Annotated in this window: 14 protein-coding genes; 4 read left to right on the top strand and 10 right to left on the bottom strand. The window is 70.0% G+C overall.

The annotated features are described in order from the left end of the window. Positions 1–33: 33 nt before the first annotated feature. Both GON06_RS06850 and GON06_RS06845 read right to left on the bottom strand, forming a co-directional pair. The gene (locus GON06_RS06850) at positions 34–885 is read right to left on the bottom strand and encodes an alpha/beta fold hydrolase (protein ID WP_332837235.1); all 852 of its coding nucleotides are present in this window, start codon (positions 883–885) and stop codon (positions 34–36) included. 40 nt (positions 886–925) lie between these two features. Next, positions 926–1666, bottom strand: a complete 741-nt coding sequence (locus GON06_RS06845; RefSeq protein ID WP_332837234.1) for a phosphotransferase enzyme family protein — start codon at positions 1664–1666, stop codon at positions 926–928. Positions 1667–1711: 45 nt separating this feature from the next. Between GON06_RS06845 and GON06_RS06840 the strand changes: the two genes are divergently transcribed. Next, complete coding sequence (locus GON06_RS06840; protein WP_157311557.1) at positions 1712–2413, top strand: O-methyltransferase; 702 nt, start codon at positions 1712–1714, stop codon at positions 2411–2413. Positions 2414–2548: 135 nt separating this feature from the next. Here the strand turns inward: GON06_RS06840 and GON06_RS06835 are convergent, their stop codons facing one another. The 5 genes from GON06_RS06835 to GON06_RS06815 all read right to left on the bottom strand — a co-directional run bounded on the left by GON06_RS06835 (position 2549) and on the right by GON06_RS06815 (position 7787). After that, on the bottom strand, positions 2549–3439 hold the full coding sequence (locus tag GON06_RS06835; protein WP_157311556.1) for a phosphotransferase: 891 nt from the start codon (positions 3437–3439) through the stop codon (positions 2549–2551). 14 nt (positions 3440–3453) lie between these two features. Continuing rightward, on the bottom strand, positions 3454–3696 hold the full coding sequence (locus tag GON06_RS06830; RefSeq protein WP_157311555.1) for a hypothetical protein: 243 nt from the start codon (positions 3694–3696) through the stop codon (positions 3454–3456). Continuing rightward, complete coding sequence (locus GON06_RS06825) at positions 3693–5114, bottom strand: aminopeptidase P family protein (RefSeq protein WP_157311554.1); 1422 nt, start codon at positions 5112–5114, stop codon at positions 3693–3695. Before GON06_RS06825 ends, GON06_RS06830 begins: the two co-directional genes overlap by 4 nt. An 83-nt stretch (positions 5115–5197) precedes the next feature. Then, a complete protein-coding gene (locus GON06_RS06820; RefSeq protein WP_157311553.1) occupies positions 5198–6700 on the bottom strand; it encodes a S8 family peptidase in 1503 nt (500 codons plus the stop codon). A gap of 64 nt (positions 6701–6764) precedes the next feature. After that, positions 6765–7787: an endonuclease/exonuclease/phosphatase family protein gene (locus tag GON06_RS06815; RefSeq protein ID WP_157311552.1), complete on the bottom strand. Its 1023-nt coding sequence runs from the start codon at positions 7785–7787 to the stop codon at positions 6765–6767. A 64-nt stretch (positions 7788–7851) separates the two neighbouring features. Between GON06_RS06815 and GON06_RS06810 the strand changes: the two genes are divergently transcribed. Continuing rightward, on the top strand, positions 7852–8727 hold the full coding sequence (locus GON06_RS06810) for a PHP domain-containing protein (protein WP_157311551.1): 876 nt from the start codon (positions 7852–7854) through the stop codon (positions 8725–8727). 38 nt (positions 8728–8765) lie between these two features. Then, entirely contained in the window at positions 8766–9662 is an 897-nt protein-coding gene (locus GON06_RS06805; RefSeq protein ID WP_157311550.1) for a DUF817 domain-containing protein, read from the top strand. Between the two features lie 163 nt (positions 9663–9825). Here GON06_RS06805 and GON06_RS06800 read toward each other — a convergent pair whose 3' ends face one another. Continuing rightward, positions 9826–11337 (bottom strand): DEAD/DEAH box helicase, encoded by a 1512-nt coding sequence (locus GON06_RS06800; RefSeq protein ID WP_332837233.1) that lies wholly within the window; start codon positions 11335–11337, stop codon positions 9826–9828. Positions 11338–11532: 195 nt separating this feature from the next. Here GON06_RS06800 and GON06_RS06795 point away from each other — a divergent pair, with 195 nt between their 5' ends. Further along, on the top strand, positions 11533–12246 hold the full coding sequence (locus GON06_RS06795) for a ferritin-like fold-containing protein (RefSeq protein ID WP_332837232.1): 714 nt from the start codon (positions 11533–11535) through the stop codon (positions 12244–12246). 12 nt (positions 12247–12258) lie between these two features. Here the strand turns inward: GON06_RS06795 and GON06_RS06790 are convergent, their stop codons facing one another. Both GON06_RS06790 and GON06_RS06785 read right to left on the bottom strand, forming a co-directional pair. After that, complete coding sequence (locus GON06_RS06790; protein ID WP_157311549.1) at positions 12259–12546, bottom strand: hypothetical protein; 288 nt, start codon at positions 12544–12546, stop codon at positions 12259–12261. 1 nt (position 12547) lies between these two features. Beyond that, entirely contained in the window at positions 12548–12772 is a 225-nt protein-coding gene (locus GON06_RS06785) for a DUF3107 domain-containing protein (protein WP_116240863.1), read from the bottom strand. Positions 12773–12885: the final 113 nt, after the last annotated feature.

The following is a 12885-nucleotide window of genomic DNA, read 5'->3' as shown; positions in this document are numbered from 1 at the left end:
GGACGACAGGCGCTGTGACAGCTCGCCGTGGACTCACCGGAGCAACGCGACGGCCTCCGCTGCGACGAGCTCTGGTTCGCTGACCGGGATCAGATGGCCGGAACGCCTGGCGAGAACGTACCTCGCATCGACTGTGCGAGCCGTCTCCCTGTGTGCAGCGACGATCCGGGCGCGCATCCGCCGGTCGGCGAACGAGCTCCGCCCGCCGGAGAGAACCGTGACAGGCATGTCGCGAAGATCCGGTGGCGCGTCGCGCAACTGCTGGATGCCGCCCGCGACGTGACTCAGCTCGGCTGCTGCAGTGCGCGCGGCGGCAACGGTGGAGGAGGCGTCTGCAGCCGCGGTGCGCCACGGCTCCGGAAGCCCGGTGAGCGTGGAGCGCATCAGCGGCCGGAGAAGCCGCATCCGCGCGAGCGGCGGCATCAGCTTCGCCTGGGCGGTGGAAGACCAGCGCATCAGCGCGGAGATGTAGAGGTCGGCGGCATGCTCATCGCTCTGGTCCACGAGCACGACGCCCGCCGGCGGCGCCCCTGCGGCCGAGAGCCGCGCGGCCAGCATCCGCACGATCGGGCCGCCCCAGCTGTGCCCGACGAGCACGAGCCGCCGGCATGCCTGACTCTCGACGACCGCCTGCAGGTCATCCGTCAGGCCTGGGAGGTCGCGATACGGCGCAGGACTCGGCGTGCTGGCGCCATACCCCGCGCGCTCGTAGCCGACCACTCGAGCCGATCGTGCGACGTGCTGCTGCACTGCTCCCCAGTACTGTCCGCTGATGCCGAGGCCGGCCTCGAGCACGACCACGTCGTCGCCCGCACCGGCGCTCATCGTGCGCAGCAGACGCCCGCCCGCGGTCTCCACGAAGCGATCGGTTCCGGTGGGCGTCACGCTGCCGAGCCTATCCGGCCGGCGCGACGCCAGGCCGCGGTCAGCGCAGAGCGTCCCGCCACACCGCTTCGTGCGCGCGCACGTACTCGGACACCGCGCGCCAGTGTGCACCGTGACCCTCGACGTACATCGACGCCCACGGCTCCTCGCCGCGGCCGTGCGCCCGCTGCAGCATCCGGAGCATCGCCTGCGTGCGCTGAGCCATCGCCGCGGGGAGAAGAGCACGCATGCGCCCCTCCGCGCCATAACCCGCGACGAACGCGGTCAGCCGGGCAGCGGCCTCCTCGGGCTCCTGCGCCGGCTCGTTCAGCGTGAACGCCGACGCCGAGTAGGCCAGGTCCCACAGCCGCGTGCTCGGTCCGGCGCCGTCCCAGTCGATGAACACCCAGCGGTCGCCTACGACGAGGTTCCACGGAGTCAGGTCGCCGTGACAGATCAGCTCCGGTGCCTCCGGTGCCGGGAGCAGCACGTCCGAGGCATCCGTCGTGCGGAACGGGAACGTGGCCGCCGCGTCATGGATGCCGCGAACGATGCGCCCGACCCGGTGCAGGTCCTCGGAGGAGAGCACTTCCGGCTCGCTTCCCGGCACGAACTCCAGGATCTGCCTGCCCTGCTCGTCGCGTCCGAGCACAGCAGGCGCGTCCACACCGCCGCCGCGGACGTGCTGCACGAACGCATGCACGAGCGGCGTCTTCGGGGTCCAGGGCTTCCGCACCGTCGTGCCGATCCGCACGACGGTGTCCGTCGCGTTGCCGCCGGTCAGCGGGTGCTCGGTGTCCACGAGACACAGCGTAGGGGAGCTGAGGCGCGTGCCAGGATGAGGGTGATGCCTGAAGCACCCGAGACTCTGATCAACCGCTACGCGGCTCCCGCCGAGTGGCACGCCGTCGACGAGTACTTCGCCGGTGAACTCGTGCACGAGGACGACGCTCTCGTCGCTGCGCGGGAGTCCGGTGCCGAGACGACGATGCCGAACGCGGAGGTCGCCGCGAACCAGGGTGCGCTGCTCGGCATGCTCGTCCAGCTCGTCGGAGCCCGGCGCGTGCTCGAGTTCGGCACGCTCGCCGGCTACTCCACCATCTGGTTCGCGCGGGCCGTCGGCGCCGAAGGCCGAGTGGTCACCCTCGAACTCGAACAGCAGAATGCGGATGTCGCACGGCAGAACTTCGCGCGGGCCGGGGTGGCAGACCGGATCGAGACGCTTCTCGGCCCGGCGGGAGACTCCGCCGAACGCTTGATCGCGGACGGCACCGAGCCCTTCGACTTCGTCTTCATCGACGCCGACAAGCCCAGCAACCCGCGCTATCTCGCAGCCGCCCTGAGGCTGACACACCCCGGCGCGCTCATCGTGATCGACAACGTCGTGCGTGACGGCGCCGTCATCGATCCCGACAGCGACGACCCGCGCGTGGCCGGCGTGCGTCAGGTGGTGCGCGACATCGCCGAGAATCCCGAGCTGGATGCCACGGCGCTGCAGACCGTGGGAGTGAAGGGCTGGGACGGCATCATCGTCGCCCGCCGCCGCTGACCGCGCGGAACGAGATCGCCGCAAGCCCCCGGCTGCTGCGTGAGATCGGTGTTCCGCACAGGAATCTCGCGCGGAACTCGGGGTCTCGCCCGAATCTCGCCGACCTGCTGACAACCGACCGGCGGCAGCGGTCGGTCAGCCGCGCAGCTCCTCCGCCGCCAGCAGCCGCCCCATCGTGCGCAGACCGAGCCGCGCCATCGCCGGGTTCGTGCGCTCGTAGTACCAGCCGAGGCCCATCGCCTGCTGCAGCGCCCAGGCGGCGCCGCGCCGCCACTCCGCGTCATCCGAACCGACTCCGGACCTCAGCACAGCGCGATCTTCGGCATCGAGCAGATGCCACGCCGCGACGAGGTCGAGCGACGGGTCGACAGGACCGAACGAACCGGTGTCGAGCACGCCCGTCAGCCGTCCCTCGCGCGACACGATGAGATTCGGGGGCGTCAGGTCGCGATGCGACATCGTCTCGACCCCCGGATGCGGGATGCTGCGCAGCCGCGCCCACATCGCACGCCCCGCGTCGACGTCGAGCAAGTGCCCGCTGCGGTCGAAGCACTCTTCGACCCAGTCGTCGTGGTCGGTCAGTTCTCCGCCTCGGCCGGTCCCGTCGAATGCGCGGCCGCGCAGCGGCTCTGACCGCAGTGCGACGATGAGGCGCGCGAGGTCGCCGGCGAGCAGTGGATACCGGGCATCCGAGAGCCCCTCCGCCGTCTCGCCGTCGACCCATGAGGCGACCATCCACGCCGAGGGGTACTCCGCCGAGGCCTCGAGCACGCGCACCGGGCGGGGCGCGGGCACCGGGGAGATCTCGGCGAACTCGGTCATCCGCTCGGCCTCGGCACGCACCTCCGCGAGATCCGTCGAGACCAGCGGGAAGCGCGCGACCAGACCGTCGCCGATGCGGAACAGCGCGTTCACCGTCCCCGGCGAGGGGAGTCTGCGCACCGGCATCCCGTCCGCCTCCGGTACGGAGGCCGAGATCAACGCGACGGCCAGCCGGTCCTCCAGGACCAGCTGGCCGTCGTGCATGCGTGACTCGCCCGTCACGGCGCGTCTGGCGCCTGCGGCGGCGCCGCCGGGCCCTGCGCCGGGCCGGCCGGCGGATACGGAGCCGCCGTCGTGCCCGCCGGCTTGCCGGCATCCACCCAGCGCGTGTGCGCCTTCAGCGCGTGCAGCACGGCGAAGCGCACCGCGAAGTAGACGACCAGGCCGACGACCGCCGCGATGATCGCCCAGATGAACGGCATGATCAGCAGCATGTGCCAGCCGGTGAGGCCGGCCATCATGCCTGCGCCCGTGCCATCCAGGCCTCGACCTCGTCGGCCGTGCGCGGGATGTCGGCCGAGAGGTTCACGGGGCCGTCCTCGGTCATCAGGATGTCGTCCTCGATGCGCACGCCGATCCCGCGGAGCTCCTCCGGCACGGTCACGTCGTCGATCTGGAAGTACAGGCCAGGCTCGATCGTGAACACCATGCCGGCCTTGAGCTCGCCGTCGTAGTACATCTCGCGGCGGGCCTGCGCGCAGTCGTGCACGTCGATGCCCAGGTGATGCGACGTGCCGTGCACCATGTACCGGCGCTGCTGACCGCCCTTGTCGGCGTCCAGAGCCTCCTCGGCGCTCACCGGCAGCACGCCCCACTCGGCGGTGCGCTCGGCGATGACCTTCATGGCGGCCTCGTGCACGGCACGGAACTTCACACCGGGACGGGCGGCGGCGAATGCGGCATCCGCCGCCTCGCGCACCGTCTCGTAGACGCGGCGCTGCACCTCGGTGAACGTGCCGGACACCGGCAGGGTGCGGGTGATGTCGGCGGTGTAGAGGCTGTCGGCCTCGACGCCCGCGTCGATGAGGATCAGGTCGCCGGGGATGACGGCGCCGTCGTTGCGGGTCCAGTGCAGGTAGCAGGCGTGCGGGCCGGATGCCGCGATCGTGTCGTAGCCCTCCCAGTTGCCGTCGCTGCGGGCGCGCTGATGGAAGACGCCCTCGACGATGCGCTCGCCGCGGGGGTGCGCGATCGCCCGGGGCAGGTCGCGGATCACGTCGTCGAAGCCGGATGCCGTGACGGCGACCGCGTGCTTCATCTCGGCGATCTCGTATTCGTCCTTGATCAGCCGCAGCTCGGAGACGAACCGGGTGAGCTCGTCGTCGTCGTCGACCACCAGGTCGTCGGAGCCTGCGGCGAAGTCGTCCAGGTGCGCGGTGGCCACGCCGAGGTCGGCGGCCACACCGGCCAGCGACGGACGGGGGCCGATCCAGAACTCGCCGATCGTGGCATCCGAGTAGAACTCCGCGGTGGTGCGGTCGGCGCGCTCGCGGAAGTACAGCGTGACGTCGTGTCCGCCCGCCGTCGGCTCGAACACCAGCAGCGAGTCCGGCTCGGAGTCGGCCGCCCAGCCGGTCAGGTGGGTGAAGGCGGAGTGCGCGCGGAACGGGTAGTCGGTGTCGTTGCTGCGCTGCTTCAGCGAACCGGCCGGCACCACCAGGCGCTTGCCGGCGAACGCCTTCGAGACGGTGTCGCGGCGGGCAGCGGCATAAGGAGCCTGCGCGCGTGCTGCGGGCAGCGACTCGGTGCGCTCGGCCCAGCCGGTCGAGATCGTGTCCAGGAAGCCCTGGGGGAACGGCTGACGCCGGTTGGTCTTCTCCTCGACGACGGCGGCGTCGGAGGTCTCGGCGATCGTGTCGCCGTCTGCGGGGGTGCTCATGCCTCCATCCTCTCACTCCTCACATGACAGGACCCGGGCGGTTTTGATGTCCCACCCGGGTCCTGCGCTACGGCGATGTCAGATCACTGCACGGCCTTCAGCGCATTGACGATGCCGGTGCCGTAATAGCTGTTCAGCGCGTCCGTGCCCACGCAGGCCGGACCCTCGTCGTACTGCGGTGCCGAGCACGCCGTCGGCGTCGCATCCGCGCGCAGCTTCTCGACCATCTGCGCCGGCGTCAGATCGGGGTGCGCCGACTTCATCAGAGCGAGCACACCCGCGACGTGCGGCGAGGCCATCGACGTGCCGCTCATGTACGCCCAGCCGCCGCCGGGGACCGTCGACGCGATGCGCGAACCGGGGGCGGCGACATCGATCTGTCCGAGGCCTCGGTTCGAGAAGTACGACAACTGGCCGGACTCGGTGAGCGACGAGACCGTCACGACGCCCGGGAGCTGCGTGGGGATGTCCAGGCAGCCCTCGTTGATCGTGCGGGTCACCGGCTCGGGCGCATCGTTCGGGCTGCCCTCGTCGACCGTGTTGGTCGTGAGGTCGAGACCCGAGTTGCCTGCAGCGGCGGCGCTGACGACGCCCTTGTCCTCGGACCACTTGACGGCGCGCGTGACCGCTTCCTTCACAGCGGCCTGGTCGGGCTGGTCACCGCACCAGAACTCGAACGGGTCGATGTAGTAGCTGTTGTTCGTGACGTCCATCCCGCGCTGACCGGCCCACATGAAGCCGCAGATCGCATACTCCGGGTAGATGAACCCGTCGTCGTTGACGACCTTCACCGAAGCCACGCGCACGTTCGGCGCGACACCGACGATGCCGACGCCGTTGCGCGCCGCGGCGATCGTCCCCGCGACGTGCGTGCCGTGCGAGGAGGTCGTCGGGTACCAGCCGCCCTCGGACTGGTCGGGCCGGCCTCCCGCCGTGCAGTTGACGGAGTCTGCGACGTCGATGTTGGCGGCGAGGTCCGGATGCGTCGGATCGATGCCCGAGTCGAGCACGCCGACCAGCACGTTGCGGCTGCCGTCCGTGAACAGGTTGGCCTCATCGGAGTGGATTATCCTCATGTCCCACTGCAGCGACGTGTACTGCTCGGTGCCCGAACCGGGGATCGGTGCGGACGGCTCATCGCCGTTGACCGGCTTGTTCTTGCCCTGATTCCAGCCCGACGAGCCGGGACCCCACGGAACGCCCGGGCCGGTGACCTTGTCCTTGACCTCTGCGGTGCGGGTGGCGCCGACCGAGGTGATGACGTTCTTGCCGGTGACCTTGACGCTGTCGCGGAACGCGGCGCGGTCGGACTGTGCGACGATCACGCCGATCTCGGGCCAGCTCTGCACCACGACGCCTCCGGCATCGGTGACGGCCTTCTCGGCCTTGCGGGTCTGGCCGGGGTTCGCCTGGCCGGTGTTGACCACGTAGCTCATCACGGTGCCGTCCGGCGGATTCACCGGTACGGGCGTCGAGGTGTCGGACGTGCCGGCCGTGGCACTGAGCCCGCCCGTGAGGACGAGCCCGAGGGCGGCGGCGGTGCCGACGATGCTGCGCAGCGTTCGGCGTCGGGATTGGGAAGTCATGACGGCCTTTCATCTTTGGAAGACCGGCTTCTGCCGGAAGGGCGAGTGGCCCTCGCTAGCCTTTCTAGCGTGTGGGTTCGAGCTGCGCCACCAGCGCGCGGTGGTCGGAGCCGGCGGCGTCGTCGATCACAAGCGACCCGGTGGGAGTCCAGTTCGCGCTCGCCATGATGTGGTCGATCGGGGCGGAGAGCAGTGCGGGGATGCTGCTGGGCCAGGTGCCCCACATCCCGGTTCCGGTGCGGGTCGCGACGTCCTGGCAGCGGCCCATGTCGCCGCCGTCGACGCCCAGCCTGGCCATGTGGTCGACGGTGGCATTGAAGTCGCCGGCGAGGATGAAGTCGCCCTTCGGGCACTGGTCGGCGATCCACTGCAGGTCGGTGCGCCACTTGTCCATCGCGTCCTGACGCGGCGCGACGGCGTGCACCGCCACGACGGTCGGGCCATGTCCGTCGACGGGCATCGCGACGACGCTCGGCACCGATTTCGTGTTGCTCGATCCGTCGGCCGACGACTGGATCACGGAGTAGTCGCCGAGGGCGGGGGAGATCAGCACCGTGGTCTGCCACGCCTGCGGCCCGTTCTGCACGTCGGGCCGGATGTTCACGTTGTGCACCCACATCGGGCGTCCGCTCTCGCGCATCAGCACGGCGATGCGCTCGCCGACGCCGTCCGCCGTCTCGGGCAGGGTGACGATGTCGGCCTGCTGTTCGACGGCCGCACGCGCGATCGTGTCGGCGGACGCCGCCTCGCCGCGCGTGTTCCAGGTCATCACGCGCACGCTGTCGTCGGTCTTCTCCGGAAGGGCGCCCTCGGACAGTCCGCGGAAGCTCCCGATCACCCCGACCGCTCCGCAGGCGACGATCGACACGACCAGCAGGGATGCCGCGAAGCCGCGCAGGGGCCGCGCGATCATCAACAGCAGCGAGAGCACGCCGACCACTGCGAAGGCGATCAGCAGCACGCCACGGGACGCCACCAGCTGGGCGAACGGGAACGTCTGCTCCAGCCGGAAGAACTGCGGCCACACGAGGACGGCCGCGGTGATCGCGTAGAGCACGGTCAGCAGCAGACCCAGAAGTCGGAACATCCCCTCGAGCCTACGGGTTCGCGCTGTGACGCCCCTGATCGCGCCGGGTGAGTACGCTCGAAGGATGACCACCGGCGCCCCGCTGATCGCAGGTCCTGGCGACCTGCATCTGCACTCGAACCACTCCGACGGGACCCAGGCGCCGGCCGAGGTGGTGCGCCAGGCGCACGCGCATGGGTTGCGCACGGTCGCACTGACCGATCATGACCGGACCACGGGGTGGGACGAGGCCGGCGACGAGGCCGTCGCGCTGGGCATGACCTTCATCCCCGGCATGGAGATGTCCGCGAAGCACGAGTGGCGCAGCGTGCACGTGCTGGGCTATCTGTTCGATCCGACGGACGCCGCACTGCTCGCCGAGACGAACCGCATCCGGGATGACCGCATCGGTCGCGCGGAGCGCATCGTCCGCAACATCTCACGGGACTACGACCTCACCTGGGACGACGTGATCGGTCAGACCACAGGCGATGCGACGATCGGACGGCCGCACATCGCCGACGCGCTGATCGCGCGCGGCATCGTGGTCGACCGCGGGGAGGCGTTCGACGGCATCCTGCATCCGCGCACCGGCTACTACGAGCCGCACTACGCGCCGGATCCGCTCACCGCGGTGCGCCTGATCACGGATGCCGGGGGAGTGGCGATCATCGCCCACCCGGCCACGGCGGGCCGCGACCGCATGATGCCCGTTCCGTTCATCGAGCGGCTCATCGATGCGGGGCTGGCCGGCTTCGAGATCGAGCACCGTGAGAACACCGAGCAGGGCAAGCGGATGCTGCGCGAGATCGCTTCGCGGCACGACCTGATCATCACCGGCTCGAGCGACTACCACGGCGCCGGCAAGCCCAATGTGCCCGGGGAGAACAGCACCGGCGCGGACATGCTCGCACGCCTGGTCGCCCGCGGCACAGGCTCGGCGCCGCGGTACCCGGACTGATCCAGGATTCCTTCATCCGCCGTCAGTAGCCTCACTCCATGCAGCGGGGCACCTCTCTCGAACGCCGGATCGACGTCGTCGCGAGGCGCGTGCTGCAGGGCGCTCCGCGCCACGGCATCCGCGCCGGACTGATCGAGTTCGCGGTCTTCCTGCTCAAGCAGGCGTGGGCGTGTATCTTCGGCGCCTCCCTGCTCATCCTCATCATCGCGGCCCGGCTCTGGTACCCCGATGACGCGCTGCTCGCCCGCAACGACGCGCTGACGATCGCTGCGGTGCTGATCCAGGTCGTGATGATCGGGTTCCGGCTCGAGACCGGCCGCGAGCTGTGGGTGATCGTGATCTTCCACGTCACCGGCACCGTGATGGAGCTCTTCAAGACGGATGTCGGATCATGGGAGTACGCGGCGGGCGGCTTCCTGCACCTCGGCGCGGTGCCCCTGTTCAGCGGGTTCATGTACGGCGCGGTCGGTTCGTACATGGTGCGTGTGCACCGGCTGTTCGACCTCGGGTTCACCTGCTATCCGCGGCGCTGGCTCACCGTCGTGCTCGCCGCGGCGATCTACGCGAACTTCTTCGCGCACCATTTCTGGATCGACCTGCGCTGGGTGCTGATCGCCGCCGTGGTGGTGCTGTGGTTCCCGACGACGATGTACGCACGGTCGTGGCGGGTGACCCTGCGGCTGCCGCTGCTGGCAGTGTTCGGCGGGGTCGCGGTGTTCATCTACGCCGCCGAGAACATCGGCACCTGGGCGGGTGCCTGGTCGTATCCCAATCAGGCCGGCGGCTGGGAGCTCGTCTCACCGAGCAAGATCACCTCGTGGTTCCTGCTGATGATCATCTCGGTGGTGCTGGTCACCCTGGTGTATCCGCCGCGAGTGCCCGAGCGTCCGGTCGTGCGGCAGGCACGGCATGAGGAGACGCCCTCAGCGGTCTGAAGGCGTTCTCTCGCGCGGCACCTCTCGACCGTGCCGGATGTTCGCGCTGCACCTTCTCGCTCGTACGGCGCGTATTCGCGTAGCGCCTGCCGATTCTCACAGCGCGAACCCGAGCAACGGAAACGCCCTCGGCCATGAGCCGAGGGCGTTTCGTCGAGAACGATCAGGCGCCGCTGGGGGCTGCACCGCCGGAACGGCGGCGACGGCGGCGACGCTGCGGAGCGGGCTTGCCGTCGTGATGCTCCGTCGTGGTGTCGCCGTCGTGCGTACCGGCGCCCTCGGCGTCGCGTGCGGCGGCATCCGCGGGGGCGGGCGCCGCTTCCGCGGCATCCGTGCCCTCGGCGAACGTCGAGCCGACCGGCTCGGTGGCCCGGCGGCGACGGCGGCGGCGCTTCGTGGTGCCCTCGCTGGTGCCCTCCGCCGCAGCATCCGCAGCCTTCTGCGGCTGACGCTGGCGGCGCTCGCCGGCCGGCTTCTCGGCCTTCGGCGCGGTGACGAGGCGACCCTTCGTGCCCTCGGGGATGTCCAGGTCGGTATACAGGTGCGGGCTCGACGAGTAGGTCTCGACGGGCTCGGGCTGACCGAACTCGAGCGCGCGGTTGATGAGGGCCCACTTGTGCAGGTCCTCCCAGTCGACGAAGGTGACGGCGATACCGGTCTTGCCGGCGCGGCCGGTGCGGCCGGCGCGGTGCAGGTACGTCTTCTCCTCGTCGGGGATGGTGTGGTTGATGACGTGCGTGACGTCGTTCACGTCGATCCCTCGGGCGGCCACGTCGGTGGCGACCATGACGTCCTTCTTGCCGGCCTTGAAGGCGGCCATGGAGCGCTCGCGCTGGTCCTGCCCCATGTCGCCGTGCACGCCGCCGACGTTGAAGCCGCGGTCGCTCAGCTCGTCGACCAGCTTCTGAGCCGCGCGCTTGGTGCGGGTGAAGATCACGGTCTTGCCGCGGCCCTCGGCCTGCAGGATGCGGGCGATGACCTCGTCCTTGTCCAGCGCGTGCGCGCGGTAGACCAGGTGCTTGATGTTCGCCTGCGTGAGGCCCTCGTCGGGGTCGTTCGCGCGGATGTGGATCGGGTTGGTCATGAACCGGCGCGCGAGGGCGACGATCGGGCCGGGCATCGTGGCCGAGAACAGCTGCGTGTGCCGGGTCGCGGGAACCTTCTGGAAGATCTTCTCGATGTCGGCGAGGAAGCCGAGGTCGAGCATCTTGTCGGCCTCGTCGAGCACGACCTCGGTGGCGTTCGACAGGTCGAGCAGGCGCTGACCGGCCAGGTCGATCAGGCGACCCGGGGTACCGACGACGATCTGCGCGCCCGCCTTGAGCTGCTCGATCTGGCCCTCGTAGGCCTTGCCGCCGTAGATGGCGACGACGCTGGTGCCCCGCTTCGAGGTCAGCAGATCCATGTCCTCGTAGACCTGCACCGCCAGCTCACGGGTCGGCACGACGATGAGCGCCTTGACGCCGGGCCCGGGGTTCGCGCCGAGGCGCTGCACCACGGGGATGCCGAAGCCGAAGGTCTTGCCGGTGCCGGTCTTGGCCTGGCCGATGATGTCCTGGCCGGGGAGGCCGAGGGGGATGGTCTGCTCCTGGATCGGGAACGCGTCGACGATGCCCTTGGCGGCGAGTGCGTCGACGATGTCCTGGTCGATGCCGAGGTCGGCGAAAGAAGTCACAGTATGTTGCCTGTCCGGCGATCGCGCTGTGCGTCGTCGCACCACGGGAGTCGCCTCGTAAACGGATCCACGCCGTCTCTGATCTCAGGCGCGGGGCCCTGCTCCACCGGCAGGACGGGAACCAGCCTACCGGAGGGGGTCCCGCACGACGAGCCTGGCGCATCGCGTTGCTCCCCGCCCCGGTAATCTGGGCGGGTGGTCAACTGGTTCTGGAAGAAGCGCCGCCAGCCCCGCCGCACCCTCGCGGTGCGCAGCCGGGGCGACCTGGGCGATGCGACGCGCGTCGACTTCGCCGAGCTCGCGCCCGAGCTGAACCGCTTCCTCGGTCAGGCCGCGTACCTGCAGCTCGGATACTTCGAGACCCTGACCCGCGGCATCCGTGCCACGCCCGAGCTGGCGCGCAAGGAGGCGCTGTCGCGCGCCGCCGGTGCGGCCCTGGACAAGCACCGCGGGATCGTGCGCGTGATCACCGAGCGCGGTGAGGACCCGACAGAGCTGATGCTGCCGTTCCGTGAGAACCTCGACGCGTTCCGCCGCATGACCATCGGCGCACGCCAGGAGGAGACCCTGCTCGCGGTCTACCTGACCGCCGGCATGCTGGACGACTTCTACCTCGCGCTGGCCTCGAGTTACGGCGAGACGGGGGAGCGGGTCGCCGAGATCCTCCGTGAGGACGACGCCGGAGGCGAGATCGTCGCGATCATCCAGGAGACGATCGAGAGCGACGAGGAATGGCGCTCGCTGCTCTCGATGTGGGGGCGCCGCCTGGTCGGCGACACCCTGCTGGTGTGCCGCGGTGCGATGCGCCCGGAGCGACTCGCCCACGACGAGCAGCGCATCGAGCCGGTCTACACCGAGCTGATGGGCGCGCACGCCCGCCGCATGGACGCGATGGGACTCGCCTCCTAGCGGGCGTTCGCGTCAGACTCCGATCGCCTGCTGCGCCTTCTGGTCGGAGGCGTGCCGCGTGACGGCGATGAGGTACGTCGCGAGCGCGGAGATCAGCAGACCGCCGCCGATGCTCGCCAGCCACAGCCAGCCGTTGCCCTCGGAGACACCCGCCCACTGCATCGCCGTGTAGATCACGCCGGACGCCGCGGTGGCGATCGCCGGAGTGACCGCGACGCCGCGCAGGTGGCGGTACGGCAACAGGAAGTGCAGGCCGATTCCCAGCGCGCAGGACGCGATCAGGGCCAGCAGGATGTACATGTCAGGCGACGAAGCCGACGCGGCGGGACTCCTCGGTGCCCAGCTCGATGTAGGCGAGGTTCGCGGTCGGCACGATGTAGTCGTTGCCCTTCACATCGGTGAGGGTGAAGTGTGTCGTGCCCTGCTCGAGTGCGGCGGAGATGGTGCTGCGCACCTCGTCGGCCGCGGTGCTGGTCTCGAAGGTCAGTTCACGGCCGGTGTTGACGATGCCGATGCGGATTTCCACGCGTGCTCCTCTGACTTGCTTGGGTGCTGGCAACTCTACCGTGACGGCTCGGCCCCGGTCCCGGCGGGCGGCCCGGTTTCGCCCAGGGCGCACACGTACTGCCGTCCGCGGCC

Source organism: Microbacterium sp. MAH-37, assembly GCF_009758255.1.
Taxonomy (GTDB): Bacteria; Actinomycetota; Actinomycetes; order Actinomycetales; family Microbacteriaceae; genus Microbacterium.
The sequence above is the reverse complement of the archived record's forward strand: the minus strand, read 5'-3'. Positions and strand labels throughout refer to the sequence as shown.